The 16,976-nt window shown below is 68.1% G+C and carries 19 protein-coding genes; 5 read left to right on the top strand and 14 right to left on the bottom strand.

The features are described 5' to 3' along the window. Positions 1-18 precede the first annotated feature (18 nt). The 12 genes from recA to dapA form a co-directional block, all read right to left on the bottom strand. The gene (gene recA, locus ABMA10_RS09930) at positions 19-1,158 is read right to left on the bottom strand and encodes a recombinase RecA (RefSeq protein ID WP_347868221.1); all 1,140 of its coding nucleotides are present in this window, start codon (positions 1,156-1,158) and stop codon (positions 19-21) included. A 289-nt stretch (positions 1,159-1,447) separates the two neighbouring features. Further along, positions 1,448-1,666, bottom strand: coding sequence for a DUF3046 domain-containing protein (locus ABMA10_RS09925; RefSeq protein ID WP_347868222.1), 219 nt, complete (start codon positions 1,664-1,666; stop codon positions 1,448-1,450). 103 nt (positions 1,667-1,769) lie between these two features. Further along, entirely contained in the window at positions 1,770-2,078 is a 309-nt protein-coding gene (locus ABMA10_RS09920) for a helix-turn-helix domain-containing protein (protein ID WP_347868223.1), read from the bottom strand. Between the two features lie 219 nt (positions 2,079-2,297). Further along, entirely contained in the window at positions 2,298-2,810 is a 513-nt protein-coding gene (locus ABMA10_RS09915) for a CinA family protein (RefSeq protein WP_347868224.1), read from the bottom strand. Further along, positions 2,807-3,415 carry a CDP-diacylglycerol--glycerol-3-phosphate 3-phosphatidyltransferase gene (gene pgsA, locus ABMA10_RS09910; RefSeq protein WP_347868225.1) on the bottom strand — a complete coding sequence of 203 codons (609 nt, stop codon included), beginning with the start codon at positions 3,413-3,415 and terminating at the stop codon, positions 2,807-2,809. The genes ABMA10_RS09915 and pgsA overlap by 4 nt, the downstream gene beginning before the upstream one ends. Then, a complete protein-coding gene (locus ABMA10_RS09905; protein WP_347868226.1) occupies positions 3,412-6,291 on the bottom strand; it encodes a DNA translocase FtsK in 2,880 nt (959 codons plus the stop codon). Before ABMA10_RS09905 ends, pgsA begins: the two co-directional genes overlap by 4 nt. Before the next feature lie 80 nt (positions 6,292-6,371). Further along, a complete protein-coding gene (locus ABMA10_RS09900) occupies positions 6,372-6,863 on the bottom strand; it encodes a GNAT family N-acetyltransferase (protein ID WP_431031465.1) in 492 nt (163 codons plus the stop codon). A 60-nt stretch (positions 6,864-6,923) separates the two neighbouring features. Continuing rightward, entirely contained in the window at positions 6,924-8,165 is a 1,242-nt protein-coding gene (locus ABMA10_RS09895; protein ID WP_431031464.1) for an ABC transporter permease, read from the bottom strand. Next, on the bottom strand, positions 8,158-8,862 hold the full coding sequence (locus ABMA10_RS09890; RefSeq protein ID WP_347868229.1) for an ABC transporter ATP-binding protein: 705 nt from the start codon (positions 8,860-8,862) through the stop codon (positions 8,158-8,160). Before ABMA10_RS09890 ends, ABMA10_RS09895 begins: the two co-directional genes overlap by 8 nt. After that, on the bottom strand, positions 8,859-9,845 hold the full coding sequence (locus ABMA10_RS09885; protein ID WP_347868230.1) for an efflux RND transporter periplasmic adaptor subunit: 987 nt from the start codon (positions 9,843-9,845) through the stop codon (positions 8,859-8,861). Before ABMA10_RS09885 ends, ABMA10_RS09890 begins: the two co-directional genes overlap by 4 nt. Before the next feature lie 148 nt (positions 9,846-9,993). Next, a complete protein-coding gene (locus tag ABMA10_RS09880; RefSeq protein WP_347868231.1) occupies positions 9,994-11,670 on the bottom strand; it encodes a ribonuclease J in 1,677 nt (558 codons plus the stop codon). A 19-nt stretch (positions 11,671-11,689) separates the two neighbouring features. Further along, entirely contained in the window at positions 11,690-12,667 is a 978-nt protein-coding gene (gene dapA / locus ABMA10_RS09875) for a 4-hydroxy-tetrahydrodipicolinate synthase (RefSeq protein WP_347868232.1), read from the bottom strand. Between the two features lie 106 nt (positions 12,668-12,773). On the opposite strand from dapA, the gene ABMA10_RS09870 reads away from it, so the two are divergent. From ABMA10_RS09870 to ABMA10_RS09855, 4 genes are all read left to right on the top strand, one after another. Further along, on the top strand, positions 12,774-13,208 hold the full coding sequence (locus ABMA10_RS09870) for a thioredoxin family protein (RefSeq protein WP_347868233.1): 435 nt from the start codon (positions 12,774-12,776) through the stop codon (positions 13,206-13,208). Continuing rightward, on the top strand, positions 13,205-13,702 hold the full coding sequence (locus ABMA10_RS09865) for a DUF4395 family protein (protein WP_347868234.1): 498 nt from the start codon (positions 13,205-13,207) through the stop codon (positions 13,700-13,702). Before ABMA10_RS09870 ends, ABMA10_RS09865 begins: the two co-directional genes overlap by 4 nt. A gap of 130 nt (positions 13,703-13,832) precedes the next feature. Continuing rightward, positions 13,833-14,258, top strand: coding sequence for an OsmC family peroxiredoxin (locus ABMA10_RS09860; protein WP_431031463.1), 426 nt, complete (start codon positions 13,833-13,835; stop codon positions 14,256-14,258). 42 nt (positions 14,259-14,300) lie between these two features. Next, a complete protein-coding gene (locus ABMA10_RS09855; RefSeq protein WP_347868236.1) occupies positions 14,301-15,197 on the top strand; it encodes a TIGR01777 family oxidoreductase in 897 nt (298 codons plus the stop codon). Positions 15,198-15,209: 12 nt separating this feature from the next. Here the strand turns inward: ABMA10_RS09855 and ABMA10_RS09850 are convergent, their stop codons facing one another. Together ABMA10_RS09850 and dapB are read right to left on the bottom strand one after the other, a co-directional pair. Then, positions 15,210-15,647: a hypothetical protein gene (locus ABMA10_RS09850; RefSeq protein ID WP_347868237.1), complete on the bottom strand. Its 438-nt coding sequence runs from the start codon at positions 15,645-15,647 to the stop codon at positions 15,210-15,212. Further along, a complete protein-coding gene (gene dapB, locus ABMA10_RS09845) occupies positions 15,644-16,459 on the bottom strand; it encodes a 4-hydroxy-tetrahydrodipicolinate reductase (protein WP_347868238.1) in 816 nt (271 codons plus the stop codon). The genes ABMA10_RS09850 and dapB overlap by 4 nt, the downstream gene beginning before the upstream one ends. A gap of 47 nt (positions 16,460-16,506) precedes the next feature. Between dapB and ABMA10_RS09840 the strand changes: the two genes are divergently transcribed. Continuing rightward, positions 16,507-16,974 carry a GNAT family N-acetyltransferase gene (locus ABMA10_RS09840; RefSeq protein WP_347868239.1) on the top strand — a complete coding sequence of 156 codons (468 nt, stop codon included), beginning with the start codon at positions 16,507-16,509 and terminating at the stop codon, positions 16,972-16,974. Positions 16,975-16,976 lie beyond the last annotated feature (2 nt).

Below are 16,976 nucleotides of genomic sequence, written 5' to 3'. Positions count from 1 at the left end.
ACCTCGCTGTCCTGGGTTCTAGGCGCTGCGCTTGGCAGCGGCCTTCGGTGCGCCGGCCGCAGCAAGCTGCGGAGCGCCGCCCGCAGCTTCCAGCGCCGCTGCCTCGGCCGCTGCGATCTCAGCAGCGGCGGCGTCGGCGGCCTTCTTCGTGGCAGCACCCTCGGCGCCCACACCGAGCTTGCCGAGGATCCGGCGCTCGATCTCTGCGGCGACGTCGGGGTTCTTCAGCAGGAAGTTGCGGGCGTTCTCCTTGCCCTGACCCAGCTGATCGCCCTCGTAGGTGTACCAGGCTCCGGCCTTCTTGACGATCATGTGCTCGACACCGAAGTCGATCAGTGAACCCTCACGGGAGATGCCGACGCCGTACAGGATGTCGAACTCGGCCTGACGGAAGGGTGGCGCCATCTTGTTCTTGACGACCTTGACCCGGGTCCGGTTGCCGACCGCCTCGGTGCCGTCCTTCAGGGTCTCGATGCGACGGATGTCGAGTCGGACGGAGGCGTAGAACTTGAGCGCCTTACCACCGGCGGTCGTCTCCGGGCTACCGAACATGACACCGATCTTCTCGCGCAGCTGGTTGATGAAGATCATGGTCGTGTTCGTCTGGCTGAGACCACCGGTCAGCTTGCGGAGCGCCTGCGACATGAGGCGGGCCTGCAGACCGACATGGGAATCGCCCATGTCGCCTTCGATCTCCGCGCGGGGCACGAGCGCCGCCACGGAGTCGATCACGATCAGGTCGATGGAGCCGGAACGGACGAGCATGTCCGCGATCTCGAGCGCCTGCTCCCCCGTGTCGGGCTGGGAGACGAGCAGCGCATCGATGTCGACGCCGAGCTTCTTGGCGTACTCGGGATCGAGGGCGTGCTCTGCGTCGATGAAGGCCGCGATACCACCGGCAGCCTGTGCATTCGCGATCGCGTGAAGCGTCAGTGTCGTCTTACCGGAGGACTCCGGCCCGTAGATCTCGACGATTCGGCCGCGCGGCAGTCCTCCGATACCGAGTGCGACGTCCAACGCGATCGAGCCGGTGGGCACGACCTCGACCGGAGCGCGCTCATCGCTTCCGAGGCGCATCACCGAGCCCTTGCCGAACTGACGGTCGATCTGGGCGAGGGCGGTTTCGAGGGACTTCTCGCGTTCAGCTGGACTGGGCATGGTGTGCTTCTCTCTGCTCGGTGTCGGTTGCCTATAGGCTGTCGCCGCATGTTCCGGGTCGTCTTCTGCTGAAGCTCGAGTCCGAGACGGCGACAAGGCGTTGACCGTTCGTGGTGTCTTCGACGCTACGGGCCGCCACCGACATGCATCGGCGAACGACCCGGTCTGTGCAGAACGCACTCACGAATGATCTTGTGGAGGAGACTAGCACCCCTAGAACGGATGTTCGAAGCGGCCGATGCGGCGTGTCGAAGATCCCTTCCATCCGAACGGCGTTCCGGCCGGTGGGTCAGGGCTGCAGTCGACCGACTCCATGGCGCCGATCCTCCGGCACGTCCGTCGCTGAGCACAGCGCGATCCAGACCTCCCGCGGGGCCGCCCCGGAGCGCAAGGCCTCCTCCGCCGTCTTCGACCCGAACTCGGTGAGCCCGAGATCATTCGTGAGCACCGCACCGTACGCCGCGCCGAACTCATCGGACACCGCCGTCCTGAACTCGCTGAGCTTCATTCCTGTACCCGCGTTCCCTTCCTGTCCTCGGACGCGGAAACGCCCCGGGAGAGGGATCCCGGGGCGTTCACCTGCTGTGTTGCCTTGAACCGTGTTGCCTCGATCAGCGAGCGACGAGTTCGTCCAACTCGTTGACCAGTTCGTCCGGAACAGTGTCCGGGATGTTCGGGGAGAGGCCCTCGATGATCGCGAGGCGATCTCCGACCTCCCGCATGATGACGGAGATGGGGGTGTCGAGGGCGTCTGCCACCGACGCGAGGATCTCGCTCGAAGCCTCTTTCTGGCCTCGTTCGACCTCGCTCAGATATCCGAGTGCGACGCTCGCTTTGCTGGCGACCTGGCGCAGCGTGCGACCCTTCTGCAACCGGAAGTCCCTCAGCACGTCGCCGATCTCTTGACGGACTAGAACCACGTGACCCTCCCTCTGTGCGCTACGACTCGATGCCGTACAGCGCTCTGCTTGTCCAACGCGGATTCACGTCATCCCAGCTGATCGCCGTCTCGTTCGTGGATGGCCAACATTACAACCACCATGTGCCGAACTCTAACCAGAATCACTGGGCTTTTCTTGTGAATCATGGATCTGTAACGCGATGGAAACCAGGACTATTCCGCTGATCGGGATCGTGGTTCAATCCAGCGCCGTGAGCTCTTGCAGGACTGCTTCGAGCGCGAGTTCCACGGTCCGGTCGCGGATCTCCTGTCGTCCGCCGTCGAGGCGGAGCGGCACGACGCGCCCGCCGGCTCGCGTCACGACGGCGACGAACACCGTGCCGACGTCCTGTCCGTCCTGCGGATCGGGCCCGGCGACGCCCGTCGTCGCGACGCCGACGTCCGCCGGTCGTCCATCGACCTGGAGGGCGCGTCTCACGCCGTCGGCCATCTGTAGCGCGACCTCGGGGTGCACCGCGCCGCGGAGCGCGAGGAGACCTGCGTCGACGTCGAGCAGGGAGTGCTTCACGCGGGTGTCGTACGCCACCACGCCACCTCTGACGGCCGCGGACGCCCCGGGCACACCGATCAGTGCCGCAGCGAGGAGCCCGCCGGTGAGCGACTCCGCCACCCCGATCGTGAGACGCGCAGCGACCAGCGCATCGATCACCCGAGCTGCGACGAGCGACACCTCCGAGCGGTCTCCGGTCACTGCGTCACCGACCGATCGGCTCGCGCTCCTCGCACCGCGGTGATCACGTAGTCGATGCCACTGGCGATCGTGAGCAGGACGGCGATGGTCATGAAGACCCCGTTCACCCAGTACACCCACGGACCGAACAGCACCCAGAAGGGGGCGAGCGCCAGCGAGATCGCGATGGCCTGGGCGAGGGTCTTGAGCTTGCCCATCCAGGCGGCCGCGACCACGTGGTCGGAGATGACGACGAAGCGGTGCACCGTGATGCCGACCTCGCGCACGAGCACGACGATCGTCACCCACCAGGGCAGTTCGGCGAGGATCGACAGAGCGACGAGCGCACCGCCGGTCAGGATCTTGTCGGCGAGCGGGTCGAGGATCTTCCCGAGGTCGGTCACGAGTCCGCGGCTCCGCGCGATGTGGCCGTCGATGCCGTCACTCGCGATCGCGACGACGAACAGGAGTGCCGCCCACCAGCGCAGCGCTCCGTCGGTCCCGCCGTCTGCCAGCAGCATCCACATGAACACCGGCGCGAGCACGATACGCGCCACCGTGATGGCGTTCGGAAGGTTCCAGTTCGAGGTGCGTAGCGGTGCCGGCGACGAGTCTGATGCCGTCATGTCTCCTCCCGCCCGGTGAGACTCCAGGCGTCTTCGTCAGAACCGCCCTCGACCTCAGGATAGTCCTGGAACTGGGCCTCGACGGGGTCCGTACTGTAACGGTCCGTCTCGCCCGACTGGGCCGTGGTCACGGGAGCGGGCGGCACCGCAGCAGCGGAGACCGCCGATGTGGCGGACGGAGCGGGGGCGACGACGTCCTCGCCGCGCAGACGGCCGAGGACGCCTGCAAGCTGTTCGACCGTGACCAGCACGTCGCGGGCCTTCGACCCCTCCGAGGGACCGACGATCTCACGCGACTCCATGAGGTCCATGAGTCGCCCGGCCTTCGCGAAACCGACGCGGAGCTTTCGCTGCAGCATCGACGTCGATCCGAACTGACTCGACACCACGAGCTCGGCTGCGGCGAGGAGGAGTTCGAGGTCGTCGCCGATGTCAGCATCGATCTCTTTGCGCTCCGCGACCGCTTGGACGTCCTTGCGGTACTCGGGACGCGCCTGATTGGTCACGTGCTCGACGACCCGCTGGATCTCGTTCTCGCCGACCCAGGCACCCTGGACCCGAAGGGACTTGTTCGCCCCCATCGGCAGGAAGAGGGCGTCGCCCTGGCCGATCAGCTTGTCGGCTCCGGGCTGGTCGAGGATGACCCGCGAGTCCGTGACGCTCGTCACGGCGAACGCCAGTCGAGACGGCACGTTCGCCTTGATGAGGCCGGTCACGACGTCGACGGACGGACGCTGGGTGGCGAGCACCAGGTGGATACCCGATGCACGGGCCAGCTGCGTGATACGGACGATGGAGTCCTCGACGTCGCGGGGCGCCACCATCATGAGGTCGGCGAGCTCGTCGACCACGACCAGGAGGTACGGGTACGGCTTCAGGACGCGCTCGCTCCCCTGCGGCAGGACGAGTTCACCCGCGACGACGGCCTTGTTGAAGTCGTCGATGTGGCGGAATCCGAAGCTGGCCAGGTCGTCGTAGCGCATGTCCATCTCCTTCACGACCCACTGCAGCGCTTCCGCCGCCTTCTTCGGGTTCGTGATGATGGGCGTGATGAGGTGCGGGACGCCGGCGTACGGAGCGAGTTCCACGCGCTTGGGGTCGATGAGGACCATTCGGACCTCGCTCGGCTTCGCACGCATGAGCAACGAGGTGATCATGGAGTTCACGAACACGGACTTGCCCGAGCCCGTGGACCCTGCGACGAGCAGGTGCGGCATCTTCGCGAGGTTCGCGACGACATACCCGCCGCCGACGTCCTTGCCGACACCGATGGTCATCGGGTGGTTGCTGTTCGTCGCCGCCGTCGAGCGGAGGATGTCGCCGAGGGTGACGATCTCGCGGTCCGTGTTCGGGATCTCGATACCGATCGCGCTCTTGCCGGGGATGGGTGAGAGGATACGGACCTCGTTGGAGGCCACCGCATACGAGAGGTTCTTGCTGAGCGCGGTGACCCGCTCGACCTTCACGCCCGGGCCGAGCTCGATCTCGTACTGCGTCACCGTCGGGCCGCGGGAGAATCCGGTGACCTTCGCGTCGACGCCGAACTGGTCGAGCACGCTCGTGATGGCGGCGACGGCCTCGTCGTTGGCGGCGCTGTGCGTCTTCGCCGGCTCACCGGCGGCGAGCGTCGAGGCTGACGGCAGGCGGTACGGAGCCTCCGGCTGCCCCTGGGCCAGCGGACGGGCCGAGAAGTCGATCTGGTCGGGAGCGCCGAGGAGCGCAGGATCGAGATCCTCGATGACCTCGGTGGCACCGGGGATGCTGTCGTCGTGCAGACCCGTCTGCGGTTTGATCTCGCCGGTGTTGAACCGCTTGACGGCGTTCTCCGCTGCCTCGAGGTCACCGATCAGCTCGGTCCCGAAGGAGTCGTGGACGGGTGCTGCAGCGGCGGCAGACGGCTTCGCCACCGGCTCGAGGGGTGAGTCGAATCCGCCGGTGGGCTTGTCGAGCCCGAGGAGCTCGGTCATGTTGTCGCCCATGAGCGGATCCTCGAAGCTCGGATCCTCCTCGCGCCGGCTCGTGTTGCGGCGCCACCAGGGCAGCGCCGCGGGCTCCTCGGGTTCGTCGTCGAGGTCGTCGAGACGCTTGGTCCTGGTGTCCTTCGCCTCGGCGCGGTCGGGGTCGGAGCCGGGCTGCTCGCCGAACATCCACGCCGAGAACTGTCGGACGCGCGCGCCGATGCGGTTCGGAGGTGTCTTCGTGACGATGAACAGGCTGAGCAGGATGAGCAACGAGATGACGACGGTGGCGCCGATCGGAGTGATGATCGCCGCGAGCGGCGCACCGAGGATCCAGCCGAGCAGACCGCCCGCCTGGGCGAGCGCCGGCAGACCCTGACTGGGATTCGGCTCGCCGCCGTGGATGTGGCACAGCGCGGAGATGCCGATGAGGAGGAGACCGAGGCCGATGCTGATGCGCCCGTTGTCGTCCACCGAGGCAGGATGCCGGAACAACCACACCGCGAACACGATCATGATGACCGGCAGCACGAAGGCGAGCCGTCCGAACAGGCCGCCGAACGACCACGCGTCGAAGGTCTGGGCGATCGGGTCGGCCGCGCCGAACCACTCCACGACCGCGCCGACGACGGCCAGCAGGAACAGCAGGAAGGGGAAGCCGTCGCGGCGATCCTCCTTGGCGATCCGCTCGGGGCCGAGCGCTCTGACCGCTCCCCCGACGCCGTGGGCGAGGCCCAACCACATCGAGGTGAGGACGCTCCGCTGCTCGTCAGCCGCCGGGTAGGCGACGGTCTTCTGCTGCTTGGTGCTCGATGATGTCGACTTCGGGCTCGCCTTCGTGCTCGTGGTGCGCGACGAGGCACCGCTCCGCGCTGTCGCGCTGCCCGAGCGGCTGGTCGATTTGGGACTTGCGGCCATGCGTTCACGGTACTCGTCGCCACCGACGGAACCCGGCAAGCACGCGGGGTGTCCACGATCCTTCGGCGTCGTCAGCGCGCTCAGCGGAGGTTGAGGACCATCGTGTCGCGGGTGCCCGAGCGTTCCATCGTCACAAACCCCTCAGTGCGGTACAGGGCGACGGCGTGGTTCGCCCGTTCGACGCTCAGGCTCACTCGCTGGTGCCCGGCCCCCCGAGCCTGGGCGACGACCGCGCGCAGCAGCTGGCGGCCCACCCCCTTGGCCCGATGGAGTGCGCTCACACCGAGGATCAGCTCGGGCACCCCGGCGGCGACGAAACCGAAACCTGGCGCGTTGGCGGGGAACAGGCGATACCAGCAGGCACCGATCGGAGCACCTTCGGCCTCCAGCGCCAGCACCCCGGCGTCCCCGGGCCGACGCCACCCGCGGACGTACCGGCTGTGCAGCGGGTCGGCCAGGATCGCCGATCTCGTCCTCGGCGCCAGCGCATTCCAGTTCGCCGCCTCAACCGTCATGTCGGTGAGGACGCGTACATCTCCGGCCGCGGCTTCGCGGATCGAGTAGACCGCCATGACCGGATGGTACGGCACCGGTGTTTCGATGAGATTACGGCGGCATCGGTGCCGCACCGGTCAGTATCGGATCGCGTCGATCACCTTGACCCGGACTGCGACGAGCGCGGGCAGGAGCCCGGCGATGGCCCCGACGGCCGTCGCGCTCACGAGACCGAGGATCGCGGCCTCGATCGGGAACGGCGGGAACTCGGTCACGAGACCCTGCCCGATGAACTGCTCGACCAGCGGACTCTTGACCACGGCCACGGCCAGCATGACGCCGATCACCCCTGCGACGAACGTCGCGACGACACTCTCCATCATGACCGCGAAGAAGACGCGTGGCGCCGTCGCGCCGAAGCTGCGACGGATGCCGATCTCGCGGATGCGCTGCCGCACCGTCACGAGTGAGAGGTTGATGAGCCCGAGCGCTCCGAGGAGCAGGATGAGGCCCGCGACCGCGCCGACGACGAGCTTCAGCGAGAGCAGCGGGTCCTCCCCCGACTGCCCGAAGTCGTTGCGGAAGACGTCGACGCCGTATGCGTCTCCGAGTTCCGCCCGCAGATCGGACTGGATCCGTGCGGTGAACGCCTCCGCATCGGCGTTCGGTACCCAGAACTCGAACTGCGGCAGCTGGCCGGGCTGCTGGCCGGAGTTCTGGTCGGCGCCGGCCGCCTGACCGATCATCGCCGCCCCTTCCGGCAGGATCGACAACTGGGGCTCCGTGTCCCACTCGTTGCTCGCGGACACGCCGATGACCACCGCGGTGATCTCGGACTCTCCGTGGATCGTCACCGTCGGATGGGTGTCGATCGGCGGTGATCCGAGTCGCTGCCAGAACGCGGAGTTGACGACGATCGCGGGCGCGAGTCGTCGGGCGTCGTCCGCCTCGAACCACGTCCCCGCGTCGAGGCGGACGCGATGCATCTCCCCGTACGGGACGTCGACCGTGGTCGCCTGGACGGGGACCGTCCCGTCGATGAACTGCACGTTCTGCTGACCGAAACCCGACTGCGAGACGTACGTGATGCCGTAACGCTCGGCGAGCGCGTGCACTGCGGTGATGTAGGCGGCGGCGTCCGGTTGCTCGCTCCCAGTGCCGTACGCCGACGCCATGAGCGTCGCCGGCCGACCACCGAAGCGCTCCTGCGACTCCGTCTGGGCTTGAGCGGCCAGCGAGGACATGCCCACCATGCTCGTGAGGGCGCAGACTGCGACGCCGACGCCGATGAGCGACAGGATGACGCGTCCCCGATGGATACGGAGTTCTTGTGCCGCCTCGACGACAGCTCCGACGATCGAGGTGAGGAATCTAGACATCCGAGGCCTCCAGCTCGTGATCCGCGCTGAGGACACCGTGATCGAGTCGATGGTGCGTCGTCGCGAGGCGGGCGATCGCGCGGTCATGGGTGATCGTCACGAGGGCGGCGCCGGTCGATGACGCCACCTCGTCGAGCAGCGACATCACGGACGTACCGGTCTCGACGTCGAGGGCTCCGGTCGGTTCGTCAGCCAGGATGAGACGTGGGCCGCGGACGAGCGACCGTGCGATGGCGACACGCTGCTGTTCACCGCCGGACAACTTGGCGGGCATGGCGTCGAGCCGGTCTCCGAGACCGACACGATCGAGCATGGCCGCTGCGATCTCGCGCCGACGCCAGAACGACCGCCCGCTGGCATACAGCAGGGGCGTCGTGACGTTCTCCAGCGCGGTGCGACCCGGCAGCAGGTTGAACTGCTGGAACACGAAACCGATCTGCGCTCCGCGGAGCCGGTCGCGCGCGCCGGAACTCAGCCGCTCGGCCGGACGCCCGTCGAAGACGAGCGTGCCTGCCGTGGGCTTGTCCAGCAGCCCGAGCAGGTTGAGGAGCGTCGACTTCCCGGAGCCCGATCGGCCGACGATTGACACCCGATCGCCCTCCTGGACCTCGAGGTCGACGCCGTCGAGGATCGTCAGCGGCGGAGCGTCCGGGATCTGGACGACTCGTGTCACGCCGCGGAGTTCGAGCAGGCTCACCCCGCGGACCCGTCGCAGGAGACGCTGCCGTCCGGCATCGTCGTGCAGCCCTCCGGCGCTGGAGCGACGGCACCGGGAACGAACTGCAACACGGAGTCGCCCTCCGCCAGCCCGTCGACGATCTGCACCTGCGTCCCGTCGTTGAGGCCGAGCGTCACCGGGCGCTCCTCGGATGCACCCTCGGCGCCGACCACCCAGACGGTGCCCGTCCCTGCGGAACCCTTGACGGCCGTCGTGGGCAGGACCAGGACGTTCTCGGCGGTACCGCCGGCAAGGTCGATGGTCGCCGACAGCCCGGCGAACACCCGGACGTCGCCGGGCACGGCGCAGCTGACGGAGGTTCCCGCGCCAGTCGTCCCCTGGCTTGTTCCAGCCCCGGGCTCCTGCTCGTCGTCTCCGGTGCTCGGCGTCGTGACACGGACGGCCGGGCACACGAACGGGGCTGGGCCGCCGTTGATCGTGACCGTCGCCTCAGCGGGGATGGCGAGGAGTCGATACTGCTTGTCCGCGCTCAGCGCTCCACTGATCGAGAACGTCGCGGGCGAGACCTGGGCGACGGCGTCGCCGATCTGCACGGACTGCCCGTGGATGAGCTTCACGTTGCCGAGCGTGCCTGCCACTGGAGCCGTGACCTGCACGTAGCGCTCCTTGCCGGCTTCATCGATCGTCTTGACGTCGAGGATGGGGTCACCTTCGGCGAGGACGGCCCCCTTCCCCGCGAACACCTCGTCGACGGTCCCGGCGATGGTGGACTTCGCCGTGCTCGCGGGATCGGCGACGACCTGGCCCTCCACCGACACGGTGTTGACCACGGTGCCGATCATCGCCTGGATCTCCGGCTCGACGAGGCTGCCGGTCGGCTCAGTCGGTACGTCGTCGGCCGGTGCGTCGGGGAAGAACGCCACCTTGACCAGCGCGACGGCGATCGCAGCGAAGACGAGCAGTTTGAGAACAGGGAACACCCAGGTGCGGACAATGCCCACGCCGACCTCCGAAATCCACCGGCGTCAAGGTGACACCGGTCATAGAAGATTCCAAGGTAGCAACGCACGAGGCGGTCGGACATCACTCTTGCGAATGATGTTCGACCGCCTCGGATGGTGCAGCCGGCCAGAGCGGCCGTGCGGCCGATCAGGCCTCGATGACGAGCGGGACGATCATGGGGCGACGACGGTAGGAGGCGTTCACCCATCGGCCGACCGTACGACGGATGATCTGCGAGAGCGCGTGCGTGTCGCGGACGCCGTTCTCTGCGGCCTCCGCCAGGGCCTTCGCGACCTTCGGCTTGACGTCGGCGAAGACCTTGTCGTCCTCCGCGAAGCCCTTCGCATGGATCTCGGGCCCGGAGATGATGTGCCCCGTCTTCGAGTCGACGACGACGATGATCGAGATGAAGCCCTCCTCCGCCAGGATGCGGCGGTCCTTGAGGTCGGCATCGGTGATCTCGCCGACCGTCGAGCCGTCGACGTAGACGAGGCCAACGTCGAGCTGGCCGACGACCTTCGCGACGCCGTCCTTCAGGTCGATGACGATGCCGTCCTCGCCGATGAAGGTGTTCTCGGCCGGGACGCCGGAGTCGATCGCGAGCTTCTGGTTGGCGACGAGGTGACGGTACTCGCCGTGGACCGGCAGCACGTTCTTCGGCTGCAGGATGTTGTAGCAGTACAGCAGCTCGCCCGCTGCGGCGTGGCCGGAGACGTGCACCTTCGCGTTGCCCTTGTGCACGACGTTCGCGCCGAGCTTCGTCAAGCCGTCGATCACGCGGTAGACGGCGTTCTCGTTGCCCGGGATGAGGCTCGAGGCGAGGATGACGGTGTCGCCCGGGCCCGGCTCGATCGCGTGGTCGAGGTTCGCCATGCGGCTGAGGACGGCCATCGGCTCGCCCTGGGAACCCGTCGACATGTAGACGATCTTGTCCTCGGGGAGGTCCTTCGCCTTCTTGTAGTCGATAAGGAGTCCCTCTGGCACGTTGAGGTATCCGAGGTCGGCGGCGATGCCCATGTTGCGCACCATCGAACGACCGAGGAACGCGACACGACGCCCGTGCGCGTGGGCCGCGTCGAGCACCTGCTGTACGCGGTGCACGTGGCTGGAGAAGCTCGCGACGATGACGCGGCGCTCCGACTTCGCGATGACCTGCTCGAGGACCGGGCCGATCGAGCGCTCGAGCGGCGTGAACCCCGGGACGTCGGCGTTCGTCGAGTCGACCAGGAACAGGTCGACGCCCTCTTCACCGAGCCGGGCGAAGGCCCGCAGGTCGGTCAGGCGCCCGTCGAGCGGCAGCTGGTCCATCTTGAAGTCACCCGTCACCAGCACCGTTCCGGCATCGGTGTCGATGAAGACGGCCAGGGCGTCCGGGATGGAGTGGTTCACGGCGACGAACTCGAGGTCGAACGGACCGAGCGCCTCGATCTGACCCTCCTTGACCGGCAGCGTGTACGGCACGATGCGGTGCTCCTTGAGCTTCGCCTCGATGAGCGCGAGCGTCAGGCCGGAGCCGATCAGCGGGATGTCCTTGCGGAGCTTCAGCAGGTACGGGACGGCGCCGATGTGGTCCTCGTGGCCGTGCGTGAGCACGACGCCGACGATGTCGTCGAGACGGTCCTTGATGGAGGTGAAGTCCGGCAGGATCAGGTCGACACCCGGCTGGTGCTCTTCGGGGAAGAGCACGCCGCAGTCGACGATCAGGATCTTGCCGTCGATCTCGAAGCAGGTCATGTTCCTGCCGATCTCACCGAGCCCTCCGATGGGGATGACGCGGAGCGTCCCCGGCTCGAGTGCTGGTGGATCGATGACGATATTGGGCATGTAGCCCCCCTCTGGTTGTCTAGCGAGTCGTACCGGCGACCTTGGGCAACGCGCCACCGGCGGCTGCGTTGCGGTCTGGCCGGAAGTTGCGGAAGTCGACGCCTGGGATGTCCTTCACCAGGTCGATCTCATCCTCGATCTGCGCGGCCTCCCACTCTTCCGGACCGACCAGCGGAAGACGTACCCGCGGGCTCTGGATCCGGCCGAGGCCGTGCAAGATGTATTTGACGGCGACGGTGCCGGGAACGTGGGTCATGACCGCTCGTACGAGCGGTTCGAGCTGGCGGTGCGCAGCGGTCGCCGCCGCCAGGTCGCCGGAGTTCACGGCGTCGACCATGTGGCGGTAGGGCATCGGGGCGATGTTCGCCGTGACGCCGATGAGGCCGGTGCCACCGATCGCGAGCGTCGGCAACGCGTTGGCGTCGTCACCCGCGAAGTACATGAGGTCGGTCTGGTTGAGTACCCGGCTGACCTCGCTCAGGTCGCCCTTGGCGTCCTTCACGGCGAGGATGTTCGGGTGCTTCGCGGCGCGCAGGATGGTCTCGTACTTGATCGGGATGCCCGTGCGGCCGGGGATGTCGTACAGGATGACCGGCAGATCGGTGGAATCGGCGATCATGCGGAAGTGGGTCAGCACACCGGCCTGCGTCGGCTTGTTGTAGTACGGCGTGACGATCATGTTGCCGTCGGCACCGGCCTGCTCGCTCTTCTTGGCGAGCTCGATGGCGTGGGCGGTCTCGTTCGAGCCGCCTCCGGTGATGATCTTCGCGCGGCCTGCCGCGACGGCCTTGCCGACCTCGACGAGCTTGATCTTCTCCGGGTCGGTCAGTGTCGAGGTCTCGCCGGTGGTGCCGGTCACGACGATGCCGTCGGCTCCCGCGCTCACCACGTCGTCGATGTGCTGCTCGACGGCCTTCCAGTCCACCTCACCGTCGGCGGTGAACGGCGTCACCAGGGCGACGAGGACTTGACCGAAGGGGTTCTCTAGACGCGACACGGTCTCAGGCTATCGGGTTTCCCCCGCCCGGGTCACCATCCGTCCGGGCGTCACCGCGCGTCATACAGCGCTCGCGCGGGAGGAACGCTCCTAGGCTGACGTCACCATGCCCCCGCTCACCGCTTCCGCTGTCGTCCTCGCGATCGTCGTCCTGACGACCGTGCTCGGCTGGCGCATGCGGGTGGTCCGTGGCCGCGCTCGTCGGCAGTCCGGGACGGAGGACGTGTCAGCCGACCTCCTCGGCGTTCCAGCCCTCGGCGACTCCGCGACCCTCGTGCAGTTCAGTACGCCGTGGTGTTCGAGCTGCCCGGGCACGAGGCGCCTGCTCGACGAACTGGCGACCCCGACGGACGATGTGCGGGTGATCGAGATCGACGTCGCGCATCGGCCAGACCTCGCCGACCGCTTCTCCATCTCGCAGACGCCGACCGTCCTGCTCCTCGACCGGGGAGGGGCCGTCCGCAGTCGTATCGCGGGCGCCTCGACGCGGGCGATCCTCACAGCCGAACTCGGCTCCGTCCGCGGAAGGGCACCATCATGACCGACACCCAGCGCACGACGGACGGCATCGATCCGCGCAGCCCGCGGTTCGGCGCCTCCATCACGGCCACCCTCCTGCTGATCGTCGTGTTCGCAGGGCTGACGCAGCCCGCAGGGCGGACGACGCTCGTGGAGCGCCTCACACAACCGGCGTCCCTGCTCCTGCTGGTCCTCGCCGCCCTGTTCGCCTGGGGTGCGTTCGCCGGCATCCGACGGCACCCGTACGGTGTCCTCTTCCGCAGGGTCGTCCGGCCGCGACTCGCTCCTCCGGTGGAACCGGAGGCGCCGGAACCACCGACCTTCGCACAGGGCGTCGGCCTCCTGGTGACCGTCGTGGGGCTCGTACTCCACGCCATCGGCGTCCCCGGAGCACTCGTCCTCAGCGCCTCCGCAGCGTTCGTCGCCGCATTCCTCAACGCGGCCTTCGACTACTGTCTCGGCTGCCAGCTGTACGTCCTGCTGGTGCGCACCCGGCTCATCGGTCGCCGCGCCTGAGACAACTCGGTGAACCGCCCGAGCACGGCGCGCAAGCGGGTGTGCGCACCGGGCGGCCCGGTTAGGCTGACCCCACGAGTACACGCGCCGCAGCACACCCGCGCGGCCAGACGATGATGGAGGCTGCACCATGGCGGTTACGAGCGAAGCGACGACGGTCTGGACCGGCACACTGTTCGAGGGCTCCGGCCACACGAGCCTCGACTCCTCAGAGGCGGCCGAGTTCGCTGTGGACTGGAAGGCGCGGTCGGAGGGCTCCAACACCACCACCACCCCCGAGGAACTGCTCGGAGCGGCCCACGCCTCGTGCTACTCGATGGCGTTCGCGAACGAGTTGACGACCGCCGGATTCCCGCCCGAGCGGATCCAGGCGACGGCTGCCGTCTCGTTCATCCCGGGTACGGGCATCACCGGCAGCCACCTCCTCGTGAGCGCGGTCGTGCCGAACATCTCCGAGGCCGACTTCGAGCGCATCGCCTCCGCGGCCAAGGATGGCTGCCCGGTGTCGCAGGCGCTCGCGGGCATCCCTATCACGCTCGAGGCGAGCCTCGCCTGACCCGGCACCTCCGACCCCGCCACGAGTAGGAAGACGACACACATGCGCATCGTGATCGGAGGGGCCTCCGGCCTCATCGGAACAGCACTGGGACTTTCCCTCGAGACGGATGGACACGAGGTCGTCCGTCTCGTCAGGCGCCCGGCGAGGAAGCCGGGTGAAGCCGAGTGGGACCCGCTCGCCGGCACACTCGACCCGGACGTGGTGAGCGGAGCTGATGCGATCGTGAACCTCTCCGGCGCATCGCTCGGCAAGCTCCCGTGGACGGCCGCCTACCGGTCGACCATCCTCTGGTCGCGCCTGAGCGCGACCAGGACCCTCGTCGACGCGATCCGCCGCGCGGACGAGGCTCCCGCCGCGTTCCTGAGCGGATCGGCCGTCGGCTATTACGGCGACCGACCCGGTGTGACGCTCACCGAGGGATCATCCCGAGGCTCGGGCTACCTCGCAGACGTCGTCGTCGCGTGGGAGGACGCCGCAGCAGCGCCGGAATCGGTGCGCACCGTCCTGCTGCGCAACGGCATCGTCGTCGACACCGAAGGCGTCCTGAAGCCCCTCGTGCCGTTGACGCGGTTCGGCGTCGCCGGCCCACTCGGCTCCGGACGGCAGTACTGGCCCTGGATCGGACTCCAGGACGAGGTCCGCGCGATCACGCACCTCATGACCTCCACCCTCAGCGGACCCGTCAACCTCTGCGGCCCGAACGCCGCACGCGCCGACGACCTCATGTTCGAACTCGCCCGCCGCATGAACCGGCCGTACCTCCTGCGCGCACCGAAGTTCGCGCTGCGCGCCGCGCTCGGTGATGCCGCCGACGGTCTCCTGCTCAGCGACCAACTGGTCGTCCCGCAGCGACTCCTCGACGACGGCTTCGAATTCCGCACGCCGACCGTCGAGGACGCGCTGGCCGAGGCCCTCGGTCGGTCCTCCGCGGCGTGAGGCCCGCTCGGATCAGCTCCGGGCGAGCTTGATGGCCTGGCGGATCGCGGCGCGGGCTCGCCTGCGGTCGCCGGCGCCGTCGTAGACGAGGCCCAGGCGGTACCAGAACCGCCAGTCCTCCGGCGCCGCCTCGGCAGCGGCACGGTAGGACGGGAACAGTGCGTCAGCGGCATCGCGCAACGGGCGTCCGCTCTCGCGTGTCTCGATCTCTTCGGGAGGCAGGCCGCCCTCGGCCTGCAGCTGGAGGCCCAGGCGCTCCGCCCCGAGCCCGAATGCGATCTCTCGCCACAGCGCCCACACGCCGACCACCGGCAGGACGACGAGCGCAGCCCCCATCGCGATGCCGACCGGCTCCCCCGTCCCGAGGAGGACGACGGCTCGATACCCGACGAGCACGATGTAGAGGACGAGCAGGACCGCCATGACCGCGACCATGATGCGGGTCTTCACAGTGTGCTGGCCGCCGCCGCCTGGCCGGAGACGTGCTCCGGCGCGCCGTCCGTCGGCTTCCGCCCGGACGACGGGTGGTCCACCCCGAGATCGAGCAGGCTGTCGAGGCCGACCGTGACGCCGCGCGCCTCGCGCGCGGCGTCGAGCGCCAAGCGGATGCCTCGTTCGTAGGAAGCCGGCGAGATCGTGTCGTGCGTGATCGTGACGAGTTCATCCGTTCCGCCGAACACCACCTGCTGTCGGGCCACGACGCCCTGGAGCCGCAGGCTGTGGATCGGGATGCTCGCGACCTGCTGGCCGCGGGCACGCTGATCGGTGTGCGGCGCCGCGACCGGCCCCTGGTCGCCACGGGCCGCCATCATGAGCTCTGCGGTGCGCACCGCGGTGCCGGATGGGGAATCGACCTTGGTGTCGCGGTGGGACTCGATGATCTCGATCGAGTCGAAGAACCGCGCGGCGATGGTCGCCAGGCTGGTTGCGAGCACGGATCCGAGCGAGAAGTTCGGGATGATGACGACGCCCTGCTCGGGGAGGTCCGCGAGGCGGCGCTCGAGTCTCTGGATGCGGTCGCTGGACCAGCCACTCGTCCCGACGAGCACGTTGATGCCGCGGGAGACGGCGTGATCGACGATGCGCTGGCTGACTCCTGGCACCGTGACGTCGACCACGAGATCGGCGTCGTCCATGTCGCTCAGTTCGCTGGAGGAGCCGAGCGACACCACCAGTTCGAAGTCGTCGAGCGAGTCGATGATGCCGCTGAAGAGCCGCCCCATCTTGCCGCTCGCTCCGGCCAGAGCCACTCGTGTCGTCATGGTCCCAGTTTAGGTGCTGGGCCCGAGGCTCGTCCTAGGCTGAAGGCATGCTGACCTTCTCCGCCGCCGCCGTCGACTCGGAACCCGCTGCCACGCTCCTCGGTGAGTACTTCACCTCCCGCGAGCTCGGGTTCACCGGCGGCTCCTACCGGGTCTTCACTCCGGATCCCGCGATGTTCACTCCTCCCGCCGGAGTCTTCCTCGTCGCCGAGGACGGCGGCGAATCCGTGGGCTGCGGCGGCGTGCGACGGATCGCCGACGCGCCCGACGGCGCCGTGCAGTTCGAGGTGAAACACCTGTGGTTACGGCCGTCCACCCGCGGGAAGGGTTTCGGACGCGCCATGCTCAGCGCGCTCGAAGAGCAAGCCGTCCTGCTTGGAGCCACGCGCCTGGTGCTCGACACGAACGCTTCGCTCGAAGCCGCGGGCGGGCTCTACCGCAGCAGCGGGTACGCGGACACCGCGCCCTACAACGACAACCCCAATGCGACCAACTGGTACGCGAAAGAGGTCTGACC

It is taken from the genome of Plantibacter sp. RU18 (assembly GCF_050613355.1).
Lineage (GTDB): Bacteria > Actinomycetota > Actinomycetes > Actinomycetales > Microbacteriaceae > Plantibacter.
The sequence above is the reverse complement of the archived record's forward strand: the minus strand, read 5'-3'. Positions and strand labels throughout refer to the sequence as shown.

Bases quoted from the DNA above. Each gene is read 5' to 3' on its own strand.
- recA (WP_347868221.1), bottom strand. From the start codon at position 1,158: ATGCCCAGTCCAGCTGAACGCGAGAAGTCCCTCGAAACCGCCCTCGCC.
- ABMA10_RS09925 (WP_347868222.1), bottom strand. From the start codon at position 1,666: ATGAAGCTCAGCGAGTTCAGGACGGCGGTGTCCGATGAGTTCGGCGCG.
- pgsA (WP_347868225.1), bottom strand. From the start codon at position 3,415: ATGACGGCATCAGACTCGTCGCCGGCACCGCTACGCACCTCGAACTGG.
- ABMA10_RS09905 (WP_347868226.1), bottom strand. From the start codon at position 6,291: ATGGCCGCAAGTCCCAAATCGACCAGCCGCTCGGGCAGCGCGACAGCG.
- ABMA10_RS09900 (WP_431031465.1), bottom strand. From the start codon at position 6,863: ATGGCGGTCTACTCGATCCGCGAAGCCGCGGCCGGAGATGTACGCGTC.
- ABMA10_RS09895 (WP_431031464.1), bottom strand. From the start codon at position 8,165: ATGTCTAGATTCCTCACCTCGATCGTCGGAGCTGTCGTCGAGGCGGCA.
- ABMA10_RS09880 (WP_347868231.1), bottom strand. From the start codon at position 11,670: ATGCCCAATATCGTCATCGATCCACCAGCACTCGAGCCGGGGACGCTC.
- ABMA10_RS09870 (WP_347868233.1), top strand. From the start codon at position 12,774: ATGCCCCCGCTCACCGCTTCCGCTGTCGTCCTCGCGATCGTCGTCCTG.
- ABMA10_RS09865 (WP_347868234.1), top strand. From the start codon at position 13,205: ATGACCGACACCCAGCGCACGACGGACGGCATCGATCCGCGCAGCCCG.
- ABMA10_RS09860 (WP_431031463.1), top strand. From the start codon at position 13,833: ATGGCGGTTACGAGCGAAGCGACGACGGTCTGGACCGGCACACTGTTC.
- ABMA10_RS09855 (WP_347868236.1), top strand. From the start codon at position 14,301: ATGCGCATCGTGATCGGAGGGGCCTCCGGCCTCATCGGAACAGCACTG.
- dapB (WP_347868238.1), bottom strand. From the start codon at position 16,459: ATGACGACACGAGTGGCTCTGGCCGGAGCGAGCGGCAAGATGGGGCGG.
- ABMA10_RS09840 (WP_347868239.1), top strand. From the start codon at position 16,507: ATGCTGACCTTCTCCGCCGCCGCCGTCGACTCGGAACCCGCTGCCACG.